Origin of the sequence: Trebonia kvetii, from assembly GCF_007827045.1 — a bacterium.
Taxonomy (GTDB): Bacteria; Actinomycetota; Actinomycetes; order Streptosporangiales; family Streptosporangiaceae; genus Trebonia; species Trebonia kvetii.
In genome coordinates this window covers 241,370-260,718 of sequence record NZ_RPFW01000007.1, presented here as the reverse complement: position 1 = coordinate 260,718, position 19,349 = coordinate 241,370, and the positions used below count along the sequence as shown (strand labels likewise).

The 19,349-nt window shown below is 70.7% G+C and carries 20 protein-coding genes and 1 pseudogene; 17 read left to right on the top strand and 4 right to left on the bottom strand.

Annotated features, from left to right (window positions below; all coding sequences use genetic code 11):
• Nucleotides 1–15: 15 nt before the first annotated feature.
• The 7 genes and pseudogenes from EAS64_RS33125 (at nt 16) to EAS64_RS33100 (ending at nt 7,617) form a co-directional block, all read left to right on the top strand.
• Nucleotides 16–1,449, top strand: coding sequence for an MFS transporter (locus EAS64_RS33125; protein WP_145859464.1), 1,434 nt, complete (start codon nt 16–18; stop codon nt 1,447–1,449).
• 92 nt (nt 1,450–1,541) lie between these two features.
• Nucleotides 1,542–1,982 carry an LCP family glycopolymer transferase gene (locus tag EAS64_RS33120; RefSeq protein WP_145859462.1) on the top strand — a complete coding sequence of 147 codons (441 nt, stop codon included), beginning with the start codon at nt 1,542–1,544 and terminating at the stop codon, nt 1,980–1,982.
• Nucleotides 1,983–2,399 (top strand): LCP family protein, encoded by a 417-nt coding sequence (locus EAS64_RS44040; protein ID WP_187366348.1) that lies wholly within the window; start codon nt 1,983–1,985, stop codon nt 2,397–2,399.
• A pseudogene (locus EAS64_RS47730) lies at nt 2,293–2,619 on the top strand (LytR C-terminal domain-containing protein); the annotation flags it as partial. The gene EAS64_RS44040 and the pseudogene EAS64_RS47730, both read left to right, overlap by 107 nt.
• 67 nt (nt 2,620–2,686) lie before the next feature.
• Nucleotides 2,687–3,991: an exonuclease SbcCD subunit D gene (locus EAS64_RS33110; protein ID WP_145859990.1), complete on the top strand. Its 1,305-nt coding sequence runs from the start codon at nt 2,687–2,689 to the stop codon at nt 3,989–3,991.
• Nucleotides 3,992–3,993: 2 nt separating this feature from the next.
• Nucleotides 3,994–6,876: an AAA family ATPase gene (locus tag EAS64_RS33105; protein WP_145859461.1), complete on the top strand. Its 2,883-nt coding sequence runs from the start codon at nt 3,994–3,996 to the stop codon at nt 6,874–6,876.
• A gap of 132 nt (nt 6,877–7,008) precedes the next feature.
• On the top strand, nt 7,009–7,617 hold the full coding sequence (locus EAS64_RS33100; RefSeq protein WP_145859459.1) for a hypothetical protein: 609 nt from the start codon (nt 7,009–7,011) through the stop codon (nt 7,615–7,617).
• A 416-nt stretch (nt 7,618–8,033) separates the two neighbouring features.
• On the opposite strand, the gene EAS64_RS33095 is transcribed toward EAS64_RS33100, so the two are convergent.
• Both EAS64_RS33095 and EAS64_RS33090 read right to left on the bottom strand, forming a co-directional pair.
• The gene (locus EAS64_RS33095; protein WP_145859458.1) at nt 8,034–9,020 is read right to left on the bottom strand and encodes a hypothetical protein; all 987 of its coding nucleotides are present in this window, start codon (nt 9,018–9,020) and stop codon (nt 8,034–8,036) included.
• A gap of 36 nt (nt 9,021–9,056) precedes the next feature.
• The gene (locus tag EAS64_RS33090) at nt 9,057–9,317 is read right to left on the bottom strand and encodes an ABC transporter permease family protein (protein WP_145859456.1); all 261 of its coding nucleotides are present in this window, start codon (nt 9,315–9,317) and stop codon (nt 9,057–9,059) included.
• Between the two features lie 591 nt (nt 9,318–9,908).
• Here EAS64_RS33090 and EAS64_RS33085 point away from each other — a divergent pair.
• The 10 genes from EAS64_RS33085 to EAS64_RS33040 are packed head-to-tail and all read left to right on the top strand — an operon-like array spanning nt 9,909 to nt 17,783.
• Entirely contained in the window at nt 9,909–10,406 is a 498-nt protein-coding gene (locus EAS64_RS33085; protein WP_145859454.1) for a universal stress protein, read from the top strand.
• Nucleotides 10,407–10,425: 19 nt separating this feature from the next.
• On the top strand, nt 10,426–10,710 hold the full coding sequence (locus tag EAS64_RS33080; RefSeq protein WP_145859453.1) for a DUF167 domain-containing protein: 285 nt from the start codon (nt 10,426–10,428) through the stop codon (nt 10,708–10,710).
• A 33-nt stretch (nt 10,711–10,743) separates the two neighbouring features.
• On the top strand, nt 10,744–11,079 hold the full coding sequence (locus EAS64_RS33075; RefSeq protein ID WP_145859451.1) for a GNAT family N-acetyltransferase: 336 nt from the start codon (nt 10,744–10,746) through the stop codon (nt 11,077–11,079).
• The gene (locus EAS64_RS33070) at nt 11,076–11,987 is read left to right on the top strand and encodes a 2-hydroxyacid dehydrogenase (protein ID WP_222849791.1); all 912 of its coding nucleotides are present in this window, start codon (nt 11,076–11,078) and stop codon (nt 11,985–11,987) included. The genes EAS64_RS33075 and EAS64_RS33070 overlap by 4 nt, the downstream gene beginning before the upstream one ends.
• A gap of 45 nt (nt 11,988–12,032) precedes the next feature.
• Nucleotides 12,033–12,908 carry an SAM-dependent methyltransferase gene (locus EAS64_RS33065; RefSeq protein WP_145859447.1) on the top strand — a complete coding sequence of 292 codons (876 nt, stop codon included), beginning with the start codon at nt 12,033–12,035 and terminating at the stop codon, nt 12,906–12,908.
• Between the two features lie 31 nt (nt 12,909–12,939).
• Nucleotides 12,940–14,616, top strand: a complete 1,677-nt coding sequence (locus tag EAS64_RS33060; protein ID WP_145859446.1) for an NAD(P)/FAD-dependent oxidoreductase — start codon at nt 12,940–12,942, stop codon at nt 14,614–14,616.
• Nucleotides 14,613–16,064, top strand: a complete 1,452-nt coding sequence (locus EAS64_RS33055) for an ATP-binding protein (protein WP_145859444.1) — start codon at nt 14,613–14,615, stop codon at nt 16,062–16,064. The genes EAS64_RS33060 and EAS64_RS33055 overlap by 4 nt, the downstream gene beginning before the upstream one ends.
• A complete protein-coding gene (locus EAS64_RS33050; protein WP_145859442.1) occupies nt 16,061–16,417 on the top strand; it encodes a UBP-type zinc finger domain-containing protein in 357 nt (118 codons plus the stop codon). Before EAS64_RS33055 ends, EAS64_RS33050 begins: the two co-directional genes overlap by 4 nt.
• Nucleotides 16,414–17,013, top strand: a complete 600-nt coding sequence (locus EAS64_RS33045; protein ID WP_145859441.1) for a molybdopterin-dependent oxidoreductase — start codon at nt 16,414–16,416, stop codon at nt 17,011–17,013. Before EAS64_RS33050 ends, EAS64_RS33045 begins: the two co-directional genes overlap by 4 nt.
• Nucleotides 16,983–17,783: a ferredoxin reductase gene (locus EAS64_RS33040; RefSeq protein WP_145859439.1), complete on the top strand. Its 801-nt coding sequence runs from the start codon at nt 16,983–16,985 to the stop codon at nt 17,781–17,783. The genes EAS64_RS33045 and EAS64_RS33040 overlap by 31 nt, the downstream gene beginning before the upstream one ends.
• An 88-nt stretch (nt 17,784–17,871) precedes the next feature.
• On the opposite strand, the gene EAS64_RS33035 is transcribed toward EAS64_RS33040, so the two are convergent.
• Entirely contained in the window at nt 17,872–18,669 is a 798-nt protein-coding gene (locus tag EAS64_RS33035; RefSeq protein ID WP_145859437.1) for an HAD family hydrolase, read from the bottom strand.
• Nucleotides 18,670–18,692: 23 nt separating this feature from the next.
• The gene (locus tag EAS64_RS33030; RefSeq protein WP_145859436.1) at nt 18,693–19,331 is read right to left on the bottom strand and encodes an alpha-ketoglutarate-dependent dioxygenase AlkB; all 639 of its coding nucleotides are present in this window, start codon (nt 19,329–19,331) and stop codon (nt 18,693–18,695) included.
• Nucleotides 19,332–19,349: the final 18 nt, after the last annotated feature.

Sequence of the window (19,349 nt, the reverse complement as noted above, 5' to 3'; positions counted from 1 at the left end):
GCCTCGGAGGCTCTCGTGAGCACTACCGCACAACCGCAGACCTACCTCGTTACCCGCGATCCGGCCGGCGCACCGCCGGCCCGCGCGAACGCGCTGCTCGCCGTCCTGGCGCTGGCCGGCACCGTCTTCGCGATGATGCAGGCGCTGGTCATCCCGGCCCTGCCGCGGATCCAAGCCAGTCTCGGCGTCAACGCGGACGGCGCCGCCTGGATCTCCACCGCCTACCTGCTCAGCGCCAGCATCCTCACCCCGGTCATCGGCAGGCTCGGCGAGGTGGCGGGCAAGAAGCGCATGATGCTGGCCAGCCTGGCCGCCTTCGCGGCGGGCACGCTGGTCTGCGCCCTCGCGGGGAACCTGGCCGAGCTCGTCACCGGACGGGTGATCCAGGGCGCCGCGGGCGGCATCTACCCGCTGGCATTCGCGATCATCAGGGACCGCCTGCCGCGCGAGCGGGTCCCGGCCGGCATCGGCCTGGTGTCGTCGCTGCTCGGCATCGGCGGCGGCCTCGGCCTCGTGCTGCCGGGACCGATCATGACCCGGCTGTCCTATCAGTGGCTGTTCTGGCTGCCCCTCACCGTCATCGCCGCCGCGCTCGTGCTGGCGGCCGTGTACATCCCGGCCGACGGTGCCGCCCGGTCCCGCGAGCGGGTCCCCTGGCGCTCAAGCCTGCTGATGGCGGCCGGCCTCGCCGCGGTGCTGATGGCGGTGGCCCAGTCCGCGTCCTGGCACTGGGCGAGCGCCAGGACGCTTGGCCTGCTCGCGGCCGGCGCGCTCGTGCTGCTTGCCTGGGGCCGCATGGAGTCACGCAGCGCGAGTCCGCTGGTGGACATGAGCCTGATGCGGCTGCGCGGTGTGTGGCCCGCGAACGCGGCGGCCCTGCTGACCGGCGTCGGCATGTATGCCTCGTTCCTGATCATCCCCGAGCTTGTCCAGGCGCCCGCGCGGCTCGGCTACGGCTTCGGCGCGTCGGTCATGGGTGCGGGCCTGTTCATGTTCCCCACCGCGGCGGCGCAGTTGCTGCTCGCCCCGGCGGCCGGGATGCTGCATCGCCGGTTCAGCCTGCGGTCGCAGCTGATCGCGGGCCAGGTGAGCTGCGCGGCGGGCTTCGCGAGCCTCGCCCTGTGGCACGCCGCACCGTGGCAGGTATACGCGGCCACCACTGTGCTCGGCGTCGGCTTCTGGCTGTGCCTCGTGGCGCTGCCGAACCAGGTCGTCGCCGCGGTGCCCGCCGCCCGCACCGGCTCGGCCACCGCGGTGAACACCGTGGTGCGCAACGCGGGGGGCGCTCTCGGCACCCAGCTGGCCGCCGCGGTCATTGTGTCCTCCGTGCAGGCCGGCACCGGGGCTCCCGCCGCCGTCGGCTACGTAGGCGCCCTGATCCTGTGCGCAGCGGCCGGCTGCGCCGGCGCTCTCGTCGCTGCCGCCACCCCGCATAGGAATCCCGGCTGACTCGTGCCCGGGTGTCGCAGCCGAATGTCCGAGGTGTTCGCTGCGGCGCCGGCTCGCCCGGTAACCTTGACGGGCACTGACACGGAGGTCGCGTGCTGGGGTTTAAGACGCTGGTGGGAAAGGCCCTGTACGGGCTGGGATGCGTTGTCGCGGCGGTCGTCATGCTCGTGAGCGGTGTGGCGTACTACGGGACCAGGGCGGTCAATTCCCCCGGCACGTCCCCCAATCTGTCCGGTGGACCCTCCACGGGCCCGATGAACATCCTGATCATCGGCTTGGAGTCGCGGACCTACTGGGACGGGACGTCGGTTGACCATCACATCGGCGTCGTCACCCACATCGGGACGGCCGCCGACGGCAACGGCGGGAATGCCGCCAACACGTTGATCCTGCTGCACATCTTCGCCGGCGGCCGGAAGGCGGTTGGCTTCTCCATCCCCCGGGACGCCTACGTGCCGATGGTCGGGACGATGGGCCTCGGCGCCAGCCCGAGCAAGATCGACAACGCCTACGGCTATGCGATGGCGCAGTAGATGCCGAGCGGATACCTCGCCAAGGACGCGAACCTGAGCGACCCCGTCGTGGGAGGCGCCACCGGCCGCACCTACCGCCAGCAGGCCGTGATCGACTACGTGGTGAACAACCTGAAGACCGGCGGAGTCCTGTCCGACGTCGGCAAGCTGGGCGCGCTGCTGAGCAGCGCCAAGAAGTACGTGCAGATCCCCAGGAACTGGGACCTGATCCAGTTCGGCGGCGAGATCAGCGGCCTGACCCCCGTCGAGCATCAGGCTCGCCACGCTGCCCACGACCGGGGCGGAGACCGCCCCCAACGGCGTCGGAGCAGTGTCCACGGTCGACACCCGCAACATCCAGCGGATTGTGCAGCGGGCATTCTCGGCCCCGCCCGGGGCCGGCATCACCAAGCCGGCCAGTTCCGCCAAGGGCCGTAACTCCGCTAAGAGCAGCACCTCGTCAGCAGCGAAGGCGCACGGCAAGCCGGCCCCGACGGCGCTGCCCGCGGCCAAGGTCACCGTGAACGTGATCAACAACGGCGCGCCGTCGGGCACGGCGGGTAGCGTGCTGACGGCCCTCGCGGCCAAGGGGTACACGGCCGGCACCGCCGGGAACCCGACAGTGGGCGGCGAAGGCGAAGGCCAAGTACGGCATCCCCTGCGTCTACTGAGTGACCCTCGTCAGGTGTCCGCGAATGTCCGACGGGTTCGCTACCGTCCTTGCCATGCGGTTCCTGCACACCTCGGACTGGCACCTGGGGCGGTCCCTGCACCGGGCAGACCTGAGGGAGGCACAGGCCGCCTTCCTCGATCACCTGGTGGAGACGGCGCGGTCCGAGCGGGTGGACGCGGTGCTGGTGGCCGGCGACGTCTACGACCGCGCGATCCCGCCGCTCGACGCGGTGGCGCTGTACGAGGACGCGCTGGCCAGGCTCCGCGCGGCCGGCGCCCGGGTGATCCTGATCAGCGGCAACCACGACTCGGCCCGCAGGCTCGGCGTGAACAGCTCGCTCATCGACGCGTCGGGTGTGCACCTGCGGACCCGGCCTGCCGCGCTCGCGGAGCCGGTCCTCCTTGACGACGCGCACGGCCAGGTCGCCGTCTACGGGATTCCGTACCTGGAACCCGCCCTCGCAGTCCCCGGCACCGCCGCTGGCGGCCCCATTCCTGGCGGCCCAATCCCTGACGGCCCCGTCCCTGAGGGCACCGCGCCATCCGCGGCCACCCCGCCCACCCCGGATGCCGCGCCGGGGACGCGGGGCCACGCAACCGTTCTGCGTGAGGCCCTTGGTCTTATCCGGGCGGATGCCGCCGCGCGGAATGCGGACCGCACCGTCGTCCTGGCGCACGCCTGGGTGGCGAACGGGCGGGACGACGCGGAACGGGCGGAGTCCGCGCGGCGGCAGGCGAGCGACTCCGAGCGGGACATCGCGGTCGGCGGCATCGGCCACGTCCCGTCGGCGCTGTTCGACGGATTCAGCTATGCCGCGCTCGGCCACCTGCACGGCAGGCAGACCCTGGCCTGGCACCTGCGTTACTGCGGTTCGCCGCTGCCCTACTCATTCTCCGAGCGGAACCAGGTCAAGGGCAGCTGGCTCGTCGAGGTGGGCGCCGCCGGCCACGCAGGCGGCGCGTCAGCCGGTTCTGTGAGCGCCGAGTGGGTCCCCGCCCCGGTGTTCCGGCGGCTCGCCGTGCTGGCCGGCCGCCTCGACGAGCTGCTGACCTCCCGCGAGCACGACGGCCGCGAGCGGGACTTCCTCGCCGTGACCCTCACCGACACGGTCCGTCCCGAGGGGGCGATGGACAAGCTGCGCGACAGGTTCCCGCACATCCTGACGCTGGAGTTCCGTCCCGCGGGTGCGACCGCCGACCCGCGAGGCTACCGTGAGCGCGTCGCGGGCCGCGACGACCTGACGGTCGCCGCCGAGTTCGTCGCGCACGTGCGCGGCGGTGTCCCGTCCGCCGGCGAGTGCGACCTGCTTGAGCAGGCGTTCACCGCCGTCCGCGTGGCACAGGAAGCGAACGGCTGACCATGCGCCCGCACCGGCTCAGGGTGACCGCCTTCGGCGCGTTCGCCGCCGCGGAACAGGTGGTCTTCGACGACCTCGACGGCCTGTTCCTGCTGCACGGCGAGACGGGGGCGGGCAAGACCACGCTGCTCGACGCGATCGCGTTCGCCCTCTACGGCCGGGTTCCCGGCGAGCGCGGCAGCGCCAGGCGCCTGCGTTCCGACCACGCCGCCGCCGGCGTCGCCACCGAGGTGGAACTCGAGGCCACCATCGGCGGCCGCCGCCTGCGCATCACCCGACGGCCGGAACAGGACCGCCCCCGCAGGTCAGGCGGCGGTACCACCAAGGACCAGGCCTCGATCCGCCTGGCGGAGCAGGACCGCGACGGCGGCTGGACGGTTACGTCCAGCCGCCTCGGCGAGGCCGACCGCGAGATCGCCGACCTGATGGGCATGTCCGCCGAGCAGTTCTTCCAGGTAGTCCTCCTGCCTCAGGGGCAGTTCGCCCAGTTCCTGCACGCCAGGGCCCAGGAAAAGGAGGCCCTGCTCCAGAAGCTGTTCGGCACCGACCGCTTCAGCCAGGTAGAAGACTGGCTAGCCGACCGCCGCCGCGCCACCGACAAGGAAGTCTCAACCGCCGAAGACTCCGTAGCCCTCCTGGTAGCCCAGCTAGCCCAGGCCGCCGACGTCGAGGTCCCGGAGTCCGCCTCCGCCCTCCCCCATGAAGCGGTAGGCCTGCACGACACGCTCACGCCGGACTCCGGCGACGTCTCACGCACCCCGAGCGGCTGGCAGGGCATCTGGGCCTCGGGCCTCTCACGGGCGGCCGTGGCCGAGCAGGAGGCGGCAGCGGCGCTGGTGGCGGCCCGCAAGGCGGATCTGGAGACGGCACTTGCCGCCATGGCCCATGCCGAGCGGCTCGCCGACCGCCAGCGCCGTCGCCAGGGGGCGCTACTCAGGCAGCGGGATCTCCAGGACGCGACGCCTGAACTGCAGCGGCTGCCCGGCGACCAGGCATCGCTGCGCGCGGCCGGCCAGGCGCAGCAGGCCCAGGTAGGCCGGCTCGAGGCGCTGCGCGCCGTGGCCCGTCAGGCCGATGTGGAGGACGAGTCCGCCACGACAGCCCGCGCCCGCGCGGCAGGCATCGAGGACGACCTAGAAGACCTGACCGCCGATGTCCAGAGACTCCGCGGCGCCCGCCCCGAGGCCGAGCAGGCCCGCGACGAGGCCGCCCGGGCGGCGGGTGCGCTCCCCGCCGTCCGGGCCAGGGCGGACTCCGCCCGCCTGGTAGCCAGCGACGCCGCCGCCCTGGTCGCCGAGCACGGCAGGCGAGGCGAGTTGCGTGAGGCGCACCTGACCGCCCGCGAGGAGGCCGTCGCCGCGCAGGCCGAGGCGCTCCGCATCCGCGCCGCCCGCATCGACGGCATGCGCGCCGAACTCGCCGCCCAGATGACCGACGAAAGTCCCTGCCCGGTCTGCGGCTCACTCGACCACCCCGACCCGGTCGACGCCGAGTCCTTCCCCCCGGTCAGCCGCAGCGAAGAAGACACCGCCGTCGCGCACGCCGACGAGGCGGCCCGCGCGGCCGACCAGGCCGGCCAGCGGGTGGCCGCCGTCGACGCCGTGATCGCCGACCTGACCCGCCGCCTGACCGCCGCCCGCTTCTTCGAGTCACACCCGACGATCGCCGAGACGCCACCCGCAGACGAGCCGAGCACGCACCCCGCAGACGAGCCGAGCACGCACCGCCGCAACGCCGCGGCGGCGAAAGCCAGGGCTCCGCGTGCCGCGGGCACGGACGACGCGCCGGTCCTGCGGGCCGAGGCGCTGGCCGGTGCCGTGCGAGCGGCGGAGGCCGGCGCGGACCTGCTTGAGGCCGAAGCGAGCCTGCTGAGCGCGTCCGCGGCGACCCTCTCGGCCAGGCAAGGGGAGCTCGACGACCTTGACCGGTCCATCGCCGCCGGCCAGGCCAGGCTCGCCGAGCTGACCGAGCAGCGACTCGCCGCCATCGCCGAGGCCGAGGCCGCTGAGTCGCGCGCCGCCCGGAACCGCGCGGAGCTCGCCGCCAGGCTCGGCGACGCCGGTGACCTGGCGGACGCGATCGCGCACGCGACCCGGCTCGCGGACGTGCTGATCGAGGCGGCGGCGGTGGCCGGACAGCTCGCAGATCCCGAGCTCGACGTCGCCCTCGACCCGCCGGCTCCGGTGGCGGAAGCGGCAGCTGCGGCCGGCACGGCACATCAGGCGCACGACGAGGCCAATACCGCGCTCGGCACCGCACGCCACCGGGCCAGGCAGCTCGCGGAACTGCGGCCGCGCCTTGACCAGGCGCTGCGCGCACTCGGGCCGCTGCGCGAACGGGCCGGCCAGATCCGCCAGCTCGCCGATCTGGCCGAGGGCCGCGGCGCGAACCAGTACAAGATGACCCTGTCCAGCTTCGTCCTCGCGGCGCGGCTCGAAGAGGTTGCCGCGGCCGCGAGCGAGCGGCTGCGCACGATGACCGCGGGCCGCTACAGCCTGGTCCACTCCGACGCGCGGAAGGGCAACGCGAAGGCGGGCCTGTCCCTGCTCGCCTGCGACGCATGGACCGGCATCGACAGGGACACTGCCACCCTGTCCGGCGGCGAGACCTTCCTGGCCAGCCTCTCCCTTGCCCTCGGCCTCGCCGACGTGGTCACCGCCGAGTCGGCGGGCACCCCGATGGAGGCGCTGTTCGTCGACGAGGGCTTCGGCACCCTTGACGAGGAGACGCTCGACGAGGTGATGAACGTCCTTGACGGGCTGCGCGCGGGCGGCCGCATCGTCGGCATCGTCAGCCACGTCGCCGAACTCCGCCAGCGCATCCCTGCCCGCATCCACGTCCGCAAGACCCGGTCCGGCTCCCACGTCGAGGTCAATTCCGGCTAAAAGCAACTCGCGTTATTCACGGGGCCCGTGAGCTTAAAGTTTCCAACTTGTGGACCCTTCAACATCTTGCCGGCAACCGTTTGCAGGAACACACTTTTGCTAGTTGGGGCGGTGAAACAAGGAGGTTTCGCTGTGAGCACTGTCAGCGCGGAAAGCAGACCGGCCGCGCCAAACAATCCCGGTTTCATAGTGCGCATTCCCACGGACGAATCACTGCCCCGTTGGCGGGCATGGCTCGTCGGGCACCCGATCGGCGGTTCCATGCTCGCCGGCGCGGTCGCCACCCAGTTCGCGACGGTCTTCGGCATCTGGTTCCCCGGGTTCGGCCTGCCGAGCCTGAACTGGCCGGTCGCCAACGGCGAACTCATTCTCGGTACCGTCGGCTCCACGCCCACCGCGGCGACCTACTTCGTCGGAGAGCTCTCGCATTTCGCCGACGGCGTGTTCTTCGCCCTGCTGTTCGCCCTGCTTTTCCATCCCCTGGTCCCGCTGCGCAACACCATGCTCGGGAACCTCGTCAAGGCCTTCCTGTATGGCACTGTGCTCGCCCTCATCAGCGCCGCCTGGTGGGTCCCGGCCGTCTACGTCCCGCACCACGCGGGCTTCCTGTCCACGAGCCTCGGCTGGAAGCTGACGTTCGGCATCTTCCTGTGGCACTGGATCTACGGTTACTTCCTCGGCACCGTCTACTGCCCAGCCCCCCGCGACACCATCCCGGCAGCGGAGGGACCCGCCGCCTAGCGGCGCAGTCCACGCCGGCGAGGCGCGAGCGTTCCCACGCCCCGCCTCGCCCGGCGTTTGGAAACTTTTCTCCTGATGGAAACAAAAACCCCGATAGCGGCGCACGATGGATTCGTATGCACCGGCCGTGCCCGCCAATACACGATTGAAGTCACCGTCATCCTCTAGCCTCCGAAAGCTGGAGAGCCGGCCGGCTCCCGTCACAAGGGGAAGCCGGCCGGCCTCCGAGCGTCGCGCCGGCCGTAGCCCGGCCCACTGGCCCCCGCCCGCCACCCCCGGGCACGCGCACAACCCGCGCGGCCCAAGCTGATGCGCCGGACAGCGAACCTTACGCTCTGCCCGGGCCCACGCAGCGGTTGTGGCAGCGAACCGCATATAACCGGCTGGTTGTCACAACCATCCGCCCAGGGGAGGGGTCAGGGGACCTTCCAATGCGAGCCGGTGACGTGGTTGACCTCGGCCAGCAGGGGAAGCCCGGCCTCAGCTTCGCCCAGGCCGGTCGGCGGGTGGCCTGGCATCGTGTACGTGAGGAACCCGCAGCCGCCGAGGTCCGCGCTGGCCAGGGCCAGGGCCGGACCGCCGCTCCGAGCCTGGAACAAGACGGACAGGCCGCCGCCGTTGCCCTGAGCGGCTGGGCAGCTGAACGACTCGCCGGGCACGTTGACCGGCAGGTGGTTCAGGTAGGCGGCCAGCGCGGCCACCTCCTTCGCACTAGTCACGATCGTGGCGTTGGCCACCGGCGCCTTAGCCGTCCCGACCACGCTCTTCGTCTCGGTCAGCACCGCCCGCCGGGCCGTGGCCGGGACGGTGTCACCCTTCGCCCGGGCCGGGATCCAGTCGACCAGGGCGTCCACCCGCAGCGCGACCTGCCCGTGGCCGGCGGCGACGGCCGTGACCGCGAGGTGCCGGTAGTCGAACAGGCCCGGCGCCGGGGGCACGTCGTAGGTGTTGCTGTAGATACCCGGGCCGTTCTCTTCCGATCCCTCGTAGCGGTACACCTTCCCGAGGTGCGCCTTCTCCCAGGACAGCAGTGCCAGCGGCCCGCCGGGTGCCAGCCACCAGCCGGTGCGGGTGATCACGTCCTGGTCCTCCGGTCCGCCGCCCTGCGGTCCGGAGCTGACCGGGCTGGACGGCACCGGCGACTTCGCCCGCTGATGCGCCCCCGGTGGCGGGATGAACTGCTTGACCAGCACGGCCGCGTCGGCCACCGCCCGCTGCTTCGGAGTGCCGTTAGCCGGCCCGAACGTCATCGTCGGCGTGGTGGAAGCGGCGGCCGGACGGGGCGCAGCTGGCGACGACGAGGACGCGGGCGCGGCAGCTGACGCGCAGCCGGCTGCCCCGGTGGCGAGGGCCGCGGCGGCGACGGCGAGTGCGGTGACCCGTGAGCGGGACGAGAGCCTCATGCCCCTTAGACGCCGGTACCCCCGTCCTGGTTCCGTCTAGCGGATGGCACCGAGGGTGAGGCCCTCGACCACCTTGCGCTGGGCGAACATCGCCACGATGAGCACCGGGACCACTGCGATCAGCGAACCCCCCATCAGCAGGTTGTAAGCGGTGCCGGTGAGCTGCCCCTGGAACACCGTCAGTCCCTGGGAGATCATCATCAGGTGCTCGCTGTTCGTCACCACCAGCGGGAACAGGAAGTTGTTCCAGTTCTGCAGTATGGCGTCCCCGAGGACGTCGCCGAAACGCGGTTTCACCCAATAGTGGCCAAGCCGAGCTCAAGAAAAGTATTTTCCTATCTCTAATTTCATGAAACCTCCAGATCATGCTCCCCGGGCGGCCGGACGCGGTGCGCGAATGGCCGTTTTTGCGTGATTTTCTGGGATTCCGCCGCCCCGCCGGGCCCCGAGCGAAGCCTCAGGCCCGCCCGTGAGCCGGGAATGCGTACCCCAGGAGCCCCGCTTCCCCCTCAGCGGCGCACGTTCCGCCGTGCACGGATGCCACACGACGTGCCCGCAGGTCACACCGTGCCCGTGCGCCGCACCGCTCATCACGCCGTCACGCCCCGCCAGGCGTGCGGGCCGTGGCGGGCGGGTGCCGCGGAGGCCGAACCCGTTCAGTGGAAGATTTGTCCAGAAGTTCCGCATATGCACAGTTATCGAAATGAGATCTTAACAACAGTTCTCGGTTGACCAGCTAATAGCAGGGAAAATCTCGGCACGAGGTCTCGTGCGGACACGGGACCAGGATTAGCATCAAGGCTTGGTAAGAGAGGGACACCTGACTGGACCGCCCGGGGGACGGCGGAGGGGGCGGTCAGGCGGCGAACGTTATGAGGGGGTTCCGGCATGTCGGTTCCTGCTGTGCGGCGGATCGTCGTCGGAGTCGATGGCTCCGTCGAATCCGTCGCGGCGCTCCGCTGGGCCTGTCGAGAGGCAGCGCTTCGCGGGGCGGAGGTGCACGCGGTGCACGTGCGGGAGGCGCGCTGCCACAGCCTTCCAAGCTATGCGGCGCCAGCGCAGTCGAGTCAGCAGGGCTGCGACGACTTCGACGTCGATGAGCTGGCGGGCAAGATCAAGGCCGAGTTCGCTCCGGACGTCGAGGTCAAGGGCGAGGTAGTCGACGGCCTAGCCGCGCGGATCCTGCTGGAGCTGTGCGCCGGCGCGGACATGCTGGTGCTCGGCACCGCGAGCGACACGGCGGGCGCGCCGCGCCCGGCCGGCCCGGTGATCCGGGCCTGCCTGCGGCGTGCGGCCTGCCCGGTCGTCGTGATCAGCGCCGAACAGGAAACGGCGCACCACGACGAGGACGCGGGGTCGCAGGTCATGGTTCCGGCCGGCGTCTAGCGGCCACGTCTGACCTGGGGTGCGGGTAGCGATCCGGGTGAAGCCGGGGTCTGCGAGGCCCTCGGTCGGCGGGCGGCATGGCGACGCGATCGTGGTAGCGGTCAGCGAGCGCGCGGTCGACGGGAAGGCAACGGAGGCTGCGCTGCGCGCGGTGGCAGGCGCGTTCGGCGTGCGGCGACGCGACGTCACCCTGGTTACCGGGGCAACGAGCCGGGACAAGGTCGTGGACATCGACGGCACGCCCGACGTGCTGTCCGCCCGCCGGGATGCCCTGCTCGGCCCCCTGCTCGGCCCGGGGCGATAATCCGGCGCCCTAACGCGGCGTACTGTAACGATCATGGATTCAGCCGCCGACATGCCGGTCATGACAGACAACCCCGCCGCCTCTCGGTACGAGATGCACATGGGCAGCGAACTGGCCGGGTTCATCGACTACCAGCTCCGCCACGACCACGGCGCCGAGGTAATCAGCCTTATCCACACCGAGGTCGAGCCCGCCTTCCAGGGCGCGCACCTGGCCACCCACCTGGCGCGCTTCAGCCTCGACGACGCACGCGCCCGGGGCTTGAGCGTCCTCCCGTTCTGCCCGTACATCAACTCCTGGATCAAGAAGCACCCCGAGTACACCGAGCTGGTCCCGGAAGACCGCCAGGTCGAATTCGGCCTCAGTTGACACGGGTATGGCTCCCCGATCCGCCGGAGGCGTTCGGCGGCCTGCCTGACGGCATCGAGGCCGACGTCTGGACCGGCGGTGACGACCTGCCGGACACCGCGGACCAGGTCGAGTTCGTCGTTCTTCCCTTCGGCGTGCAGCCGGAGATCATCCAGAAGATCGGCGCGCTGCCCAGCCTGAAGACGATCCAGCTCCTGTCCGCGGGAGCCGACCACGTCCTTCAGCACATCCCCGGCCACATCACGCTCTGCAATGCCCGCGGCGCGCACACCGCCGCGACCGCCGAGCTGACGGTCGGCCTCATCATCGCGAGCCTGCGCAAGCTGCCGCGGTTCGCGGTCCAGCAGCGGGACGGCCACTGGAAGGGCTCGCTGAGCGACCCCATCGCGGGCAAGCGCGTGCTTATCGTCGGCTACGGGGACATCGGCGCCGCCGTCGAGCGCCGCCTGGCCGGCTGGGAGGTCACCGTCGAGCGGGTCGCGCGGCATGCCAGGGACGGCGTGCACGCGATCGCGGAACTGCCTGAGCTGCTCGGCCGGGCGGACGTCGTGGTCATCCTGGTGCCGGTCACCGCGGAGACCACGCGCCTGGTGGATGCCGCCTTCCTCGCGAACATGAAGGACGGCGCGCTGCTGGTGAACGCCGCGCGCGGCGTGATCGTCGACACCGGTGCGCTGCTCGCTGAGCTGACCGCTGGCCGGATCAGGGCCGCGCTCGACGTCACCGACCCGGAACCGCTCCCCGACGGCCACCCGCTGTGGCAGGCGCCTGGCCTGCTGCTCACCCCGCACGTCGGCGGCGCGGTCTACCAGGCCCGGCACAGCGCCTACGGCGTCGTCAGCGCACAGCTCGCCCGGCTTGCGGCCGGCGAGCCGCTGGCCAATATCATCGGCGATGTCGGATATTAGCCGTGGCATGGGACGAAATCGTGGCAGCAGGGCGGTTAACGACACATGGCAGCAAATGATGACTGGCGGCGCGAGCCGACCGCCTACCAGGTGCGTTCCGTCGTCAGGACCATCGACCCGTCAATCGCGCATATCGCCCGCGTTCAGGATTACTGGCTCGGCGGCAAGGACCACTTCGAGGCCGACAGGATCGCAGGCGACGAGGTGATCGCACTGCTGCCCGACACGGTCGCCTCGGTGCGCCAGAACCGCGCCTTCCTCGGCAGGACCGTGCGGTTCCTCGCGGGTGAAGCCGGCATCAGGCAGTTCCTCGACCTCGGTACCGGTATGCCGACCGCGTCGAACACACACGAGGTCGCGCAGGCCCGCGCGCCGGAAAGCAAGATCGCCTACGTCGACAACGACCCCATGGTGCTCGCGCACGCCAGGGCGCTGCTGACCAGCCGTCCTGAAGGACAGTGCGCCTACATCGACGCCGACATCCGCGATCCAGAGACAATTCTCGGCAAGGCCGCGGAGATACTCGACTTCAGTGAGCCGGTCGCCGTGGTGCTGATGGCTGTCCTTCAGTTCATCCCCGATGAGGACGACCCGCAGGGGCTCGTCCGCCGCCTGGTCGAGGCCGTGCCCGCGGGCAGCTGCCTGGTGATCTCCCACCCGGCCTCCGACATCCAGGCGGCGGCGATGGCGAGCGCGACGACCAGGCTCAACCAGCTCATGGCGCAGCGCGCCAAGCCGCGAAGCAGGGACGCGGTGACCGCCTTCTTCGACGGCCTGGACCTGGTCGAGCCGGGCGTCATCCGCTGCCCAGAATGGCGCCCCGACCGTCCGGAGGACGCGGCGGGCAAGTCCACCATGTGGGGCGGCGTCGCGAAGAAGCCCGGCGGCGCCGGCCAGCCGGCGCCGAGCAGCCCGGTATGACCACGGGACGCCACCCGCTTACGATGGGGGCATGACCCGACCAGCCGGTGAGGCCGAACTGCGCCCGGTGATCGTCACTGTGGATGATGATCCAAGTGTGTCCCGGGCGATCTCCCGCGACCTGCGCAGAAGGTACGGCGAAAGACACCGCATTGTCCGTGCCGAGTCGGGCGAGCAGGCGCTTGACGCGCTGCGGCAGATGAAGCTCCGCGGCGACCAGGTGGCGGTCATCCTCGCCGACTACCGGATGCCCGGCCTGAGCGGCATCGAGTTCCTCGAGCGGGCGATGGACGTCTACCCGTTCGCCCGCCGGGTGCTGCTTACCGCGTACGCGGACACCAACGCGGCGATCGACGCGATCAACGTCGTGGACCTCGACCACTACCTGCTAAAGCCCTGGGACCCGCCGGAGGAGAAGCTCTACCCGGTCATCGACGACCTGCTGCTCGACTGGAAGAAGCAGGAGCGCAGGCCGGTCAACGAGGCCAAGCTCGTCGGGCACCGCTGGTCGGCGCCCTCGGCGGAGCTGCGCGACTTCCTCGCCCGCAACCAGGTGCCCTACCGCTGGTACGCCTCGGACACCGACGAGGGACGGCGGCTGCTCGACGCGGCGGGCACCGACGGCACGCACCTGCCGGTGCTGATCACCGCGGACGGCGAGCCGCTGATCGCGCCGACGAACGCCGAAGTGGCGGCCAAGGTGAACCTGGCCACCGTGCCCAAGGAGAACTTCTACGACCTGGTGGTCGTGGGCGGCGGCCCCGCGGGCCTCGGCGCGGCGGTGTACGGCGCGTCCGAGGGCCTGCGCACCGTCCTGGTGGAGCGGTTCGCCACCGGGGGTCAGGCGGGCCAGTCGAGCAGGATCGAGAACTACCTGGGTTTCCCTGACGGCCTGTCCGGCGGCCAGCTCACCGACCGGGCACGGCGGCAGGCGGTCAAGTTCGGCGCCGAGCTGCTCACCACCGCCCAGGTGGACAGCCTGGAGGTGAACGGCCCAGCCAAGACCGTCAGGCTCAGCGACGGCACCCAGATCGACGCCAAGGCGGTGATCCTCGCGACCGGGGTCGCCTACCGTCAGCTAACGGCCCCGGGCTGCACCGAGATGACCGGGGCGGGTGTCTACTACGGCGCCGCGCTCACCGAGGCCGAGGGGTGCAAGGACCAAGACGTATACGTGGTGGGCGGCGCGAATTCGGCCGGCCAGTCGGCCGTTTACCTGTCGAAGTTCGCCAGCTCCGTGACCATGCTCGTGCGCGCGCCAAGCCTCGAAGCCTCGATGTCGTACTACCTCATCCAGCAGATCGCGGGCATCCCGAACATCTCCGTGCGCACCTGCACCGAGGTGACGGAGGTGAACGGGGACGGGCACCTGGAGTCCCTGACGCTGCGCGACATGGCCGCGGGAACCACAGAAATAGTCAACGCCGGGCAGCTGTTCATCTTTATTGGTGCGGCACCGGGAACCGGCTGGCTCGACGGTGTCCTTGCCCGCGACGACCACGGCTTCGTGCTCGCGGGTCCGGACTTCAGCCTGGACGACACGGGCTGGCCCCTTGACCGTCCGCCGTACCACCTGGAGACCAGCGTCCCCGGCGTGTTCGTCGCCGGGGATGTGCGCGCCGAGTCGGCCAAGCGGGTCGCGTCGGCGGTAGGGGAGGGCGCGATGGCCGTCATGTTCGTGCACCGGTACCTGGAGACCCTGTCATGAGCACAGCAACATTCCCGTGCGACCCGGAAGAGCTCCGCACGCTCTTCCTTTTCGAGAAACTCACCGAAGACCAGCTGACGCGACTGTGCGTCGAGGGGCACATCGAGATCATCCAGCCCGGCCGGGTCTTCGCCGAGGGTGAGCCGGCCACCTGCTTCTACGTGCTGATCGAGGGCACCGTGGTGCAGAGCAGGCGGGTCGGCGACGATGACGTCGAGGTCGGCAGGACCAGCCAGCGCGGCGTCTACAGCGGCGCGTACATGGCCTACCTGGGGGACCGGGTGCCGCAGACCTACGCCAACTCGCTTCGCGTGACCGAGCCGTCCCGGTTTTACGTGCTCGGCGCGGACTGCTTCGCGCAGATCATGACCGAGTGGTTCCCGATGCCGGTGCACCTGCTCGAGGGCCTGTTCTTCGGCAGCCAGCGGACCAAGGAGGTGGTCGGCCAGCGAGAGCGGCTGCTCGCGCTCGGCTCGCTGACCGCGGGCCTCACCCACGAGCTCAACAACCCGGCCGCCGCCGCGGTGCGGGCGACCTCCAGCCTGCGCGAGCGGGTCGCGGGCATGCGCCAGAAGCTCAAGATGATCGCCGGCGGCAAGTACGACAAGGCCAGCCTCGAGCCGCTCATCGAGCTGCAGCAGCGCGCGGCCGAGCGGGTCGCCAAGGCGCCGATACTCGACCCGATGGAGGCATCCGACCGCGAGGACGAGGTCTCCGACTGGCTCGAGGATCACGGCTGCCACGACGGCTGGCAGCTCGCCCCGGTCTTCGTGCAGGCGGGCCTGTACAGCGACTGGCTTGACCAGGTTCTCGACACCGTGGGCGCGGACATGCTCGAGCCCGCGCTGCGCTGGCTGAACTACACGGTCGAGACCGAGCTGCTGATGAACGAGATCGAGGACGCGACCACCAGGGTCTCCACGCTGGTCGGCGCGGCCAAGCAGTACTCGCAGCTCGACCGCGCGCCGTTCCAGGTGGTGGACGTGCATGACCTGCTGTCGAGCACCCTGCTGATGCTGTCGGCGAAGCTCAAGGGCATCAAGATCGTCAAGGACTACGACAAGACGCTGCCGAAGATCCCCGCCTACGCCTCCGAGCTGAACCAGGTGTGGACCAACCTGATCGACAACGCCGCCGCCGCGATGCACGGCGAGGGAACGCTCACCATCCGCACCGCCCGCGACGACGGCAACGTGCTCGTCGAGATCGGCGACACGGGCACCGGCATACCGAAGGACATCCAGAAGCGGATCTTCGAGCCGTTCTTCAGCACCAAGCCCGTCGGCGAGGGCACGGGGCTCGGCCTCGACATCGCCTGGCGGATCATCGTCAACAAGCACCACGGCGACCTGCGCGTCGAGTCGGTTCCCGGCGACACGCGCTTCCAGGTACGCCTTCCGATACAGCTCGACCAAGCCCCGCCAGACACCCAACCGGAGGCCTCATGACAGAGCAGATCGTCGGCGTCGACCCGACCGTGCCGCCGAGCGGCACCGGCTGCGAGGAATGCGAGGCGGCGGGCGGCTGGTGGCTGCACCTGCGCCGCTGTACCCAGTGCGGGCACATCGGCTGCTGCGACAACTCGCCGTCCCAGCACGCGACCGGGCATTTCAAGACGACCGGCCACCCGGTGATCCGCAGCTTCGAGCCGGGTGAGAACTGGTTCTGGTCCTACCCGGCCGAGGACTTCTACGAGACCGGCCCGGATCTCACCGACCCGCAGCATCACCCGCTCGATCAGCCGGTGCCCGGCCCGAAGGGCCGTGTACCCCACGACTGGCGGACGAAGCTCAACTCGTGAACGTCGTATCCCGCGGCTTCCACGGCCGTGGTCGCGACGGGGACGTGAAGCTGCCGCCCGGCCAGTACCTGGAGCACGGCTTCCCGGTACTGCAGGCGGGGCCGACGCCGCCGGTGAACACCGCCACCTGGACGTTCACCATCACCACGGAAACCGGCGACTCCACGCGCTGGGACTGGAAGCAGTTCACCGCGCTGCCCGCCGAGGACATCACCACCGATATCCACTGCGTGACCCAGTGGTCCAAGCTCGGCACGAACTGGCGCGGAGTCTCGCTCGACACGCTGCTCTCGGACATCGAGACGAACGCCGGCTACGTCATGGCCCGCAGCTACGGTGGCTACACAACCAACGTGCCGCTGCCCGACCTGCGCGACGGCAAGGCGTGGATCGCCTACTCCTACGACGGTAAGCCGCTGCATCCGGAGCACGGCGGCCCCGCCCGGCTGCTTGTGCCGCACCTGTACTTCTGGAAGTCCGCCAAGTGGGTGACCGGCCTGGACCTGATGCTCCGCGACAAGCGGGGCTTCTGGGAACAGCTCGGCTATAACGACTACGGTGACCCGTGGCGCGAACAGCGGTATCAGGGCGACTGAGCTGGCTGGTCGCGACCGTCAAGGAAACCAGGGACGAGACCGCGACCGCCAGGACCCTCAGCCTCGACGTCCCCGGCTGGCCGGGGCATCTCGCCGGCCAGCACGTTACCGCCAAGCTCACCGCGGCGGAAGGCTACTCGACGCAGCGCGACTATTCGATCGCCAGCGCGCCGGAGCCCGACCGGTTCGAGCTGACCGTGCAGCGCCTGGCGGATGGCGAGGTCTCGCCGTACCTGACCGGCGAGGCGAGGCCGGGCGACCAGCTGGAGGTCCGCGGCCCGATCGGCGGCTGGTTCGCCTGGCAGGCCGCTGACCAGCGCCCGCTGCTGCTGCTCGCCGGCGGCTCGGGCGTCGTGCCGCTGATGTCGATGATCCGCACTCACGCGGAGGCCGGCAGCCAGGTCCCCGTCCGGCTGATCTACAGCGCACGAACCCCCGCCGACGTCATTTACCAGTCAGAGCTTTCCGAACGGGTTCGTGTTTCACCCCTCACCGTCTCGTATCTCTACACGCGGACGCTGTACCGCCCGGCCTCCGCGCCGTGTGACACACCGGCGGCCCCAGGGCCCGGCGGCGGCCGCGTCCTGCGCCGCTACGGCGACCGCCTGGACGCCAGCTCCCTGGCGGAGGTGGCGTTCTCCCCGCGGGAGAACCCGGCGATCTTCGTCTGCGGCCCGTCTGGCTTCGTGGAGGCGGCTTCCGACCTGCTCGTCGCCGCCGGCCATCTGCCCGGCGTCATCAAGACCGAACGCTTCGGCCCCACCAGCTAACACCGAACCCACCAGCACCAGGGTCGGACGCTCTCGCACCACCAGCCGCTTCCGTGGCCGTGTCACCGCCTGTTGCACCTGCACCCCGTCAGGTATACAGCGCTTCGAGGTACGTCGCCACGCCATCCTCGTCGTTGCTGCCGATGACGTGCGTGGCCGCGGCGAGCACCGCGGGATGCGCGTTGGCGACCGCGCAAGAGATGCCCGCCCAAGTCAGCAGCGGCAGGTCGTTGGGCATGTCGCCGAACGCGATGACCGATTCGCGGTCGATCCCGTGCAGCGCGGCGATCTCGGCGACGACGCTTGCCTTAGAGACGCCGAGCGCGGAGGCCTCGATGAGCCCCTTGGAATTGGAATGGGTGACGCTGACCAGGCCGTCGAGCGCGGGCAGCACCTGGGTGAGCAGGTCGTCGCAGGTGTAGCCGAAGTGCCTGCCGAGCAGCTTGGAGGCGGGACGGGAGAAAAGCTCCGCGTCGTCGAGGCGCGGCAGTGACAAGTTCACGTCCCAGTTGACCGACTCGTAGACCGGGTCGGCGGCGTGCCCGTCCGGGTACTCGACCGCGATCCCGATGCCGGGCGCCGCGGCCCGCAGCGCCGTCGCGGCCGCGGCGAGCACGGGCGGCGGGATCAGGTGCCGCGCCTCGATCTCCCCCGTATGCATGTCGTAGGCGAGTGCCCCGTTGGCGCAGATGGCCGTGCCCCGGTGTCCGAAGGTGGCCGCGATCGCCGCCATCCACCGCGGCGGCCGCCCGGTGACCAGCACGAAGCGTGCCCCTGCTGCCTCCACCCGGGCGAACGCCGCGACGGTCCGTGCCGAGATGGTGCCGTCGCCGCGGATGATCGTCCCGTCAAGGTCGGTCGCCACAAGCGACGGATATTCGCCCACGTAACGAGCCTAACCGCACTCGGTCAGCGGACGCCCCGTGGACGGAACTGGATGCTGATCCGCGGGCCGGTCGGCCGGGCCGACTTGGGTACGGCGTGTTCCCAGGTCCGCTGGCAGCTGCCGCCCATCACGATGAGGTCGCCGTGCCCGAGGCTGTACCGGACGCCCGGCCCGTCGGCCGCGCTGGCGGGCGGTGCGGGCCGCAGCAGTAGCGGCCGTGCCTCGCCGAGCGAGACGATCGCGACCATCGTGTCCTCGGCCGCGCCGCGCCCGATCCTGTCGCCGTGCCAGGCCACGCTGTCTCGCCCGTCCCGGTAGAAGCACAGCCCCGCCGTGACGAACTCCTCGCCAAGCTCCGCGGCGTAGTGCGCGTTGAGCGCGTCGCGGCAGGCGTCGAGCGCCGGGTCGGGCAGCGCGGCGTCCTCGCCGTAGAAGCACAGCAGCCGGGGCACGTCGACGGTCCTGTCGTACATCCGCCGCCGCTCCGCGCGCCACGGCACGTCCGCCGCCAGCCGGGCGAACAGCGCCGCGGAGCCGGACAGCCAGCCCCGCTGGACATCGATCCAGGCACCGCGGCTGAGCGGCGCCCGCTCCGGCCGCAGCGCGCTGGGCAGCGGGTCGTCGCCGAAATCGAGCAGCGACTCCTGCACCGCGACATCCATACGAACATACTATCGCAT

What these genes read in the sequence shown, in the direction of transcription:
- EAS64_RS33065 (WP_145859447.1), top strand. Translation starts at nt 12,033, where the DNA reads ATGGCAGCAAATGATGACTGGCGGCGCGAGCCGACCGCCTACCAGGTG.
- EAS64_RS33085 (WP_145859454.1), top strand. Translation starts at nt 9,909, where the DNA reads ATGTCGGTTCCTGCTGTGCGGCGGATCGTCGTCGGAGTCGATGGCTCC.
- EAS64_RS33050 (WP_145859442.1), top strand. Translation starts at nt 16,061, where the DNA reads ATGACAGAGCAGATCGTCGGCGTCGACCCGACCGTGCCGCCGAGCGGC.
- EAS64_RS33075 (WP_145859451.1), top strand. Translation starts at nt 10,744, where the DNA reads ATGGATTCAGCCGCCGACATGCCGGTCATGACAGACAACCCCGCCGCC.
- EAS64_RS33060 (WP_145859446.1), top strand. Translation starts at nt 12,940, where the DNA reads ATGACCCGACCAGCCGGTGAGGCCGAACTGCGCCCGGTGATCGTCACT.
- EAS64_RS33095 (WP_145859458.1), bottom strand. Translation starts at nt 9,020, where the DNA reads ATGAGGCTCTCGTCCCGCTCACGGGTCACCGCACTCGCCGTCGCCGCC.
- EAS64_RS44040 (WP_187366348.1), top strand. Translation starts at nt 1,983, where the DNA reads ATGCCGAGCGGATACCTCGCCAAGGACGCGAACCTGAGCGACCCCGTC.
- EAS64_RS33055 (WP_145859444.1), top strand. Translation starts at nt 14,613, where the DNA reads ATGAGCACAGCAACATTCCCGTGCGACCCGGAAGAGCTCCGCACGCTC.
- EAS64_RS33030 (WP_145859436.1), bottom strand. Translation starts at nt 19,331, where the DNA reads ATGGATGTCGCGGTGCAGGAGTCGCTGCTCGATTTCGGCGACGACCCG.
- EAS64_RS33110 (WP_145859990.1), top strand. Translation starts at nt 2,687, where the DNA reads ATGCGGTTCCTGCACACCTCGGACTGGCACCTGGGGCGGTCCCTGCAC.
- EAS64_RS33105 (WP_145859461.1), top strand. Translation starts at nt 3,994, where the DNA reads ATGCGCCCGCACCGGCTCAGGGTGACCGCCTTCGGCGCGTTCGCCGCC.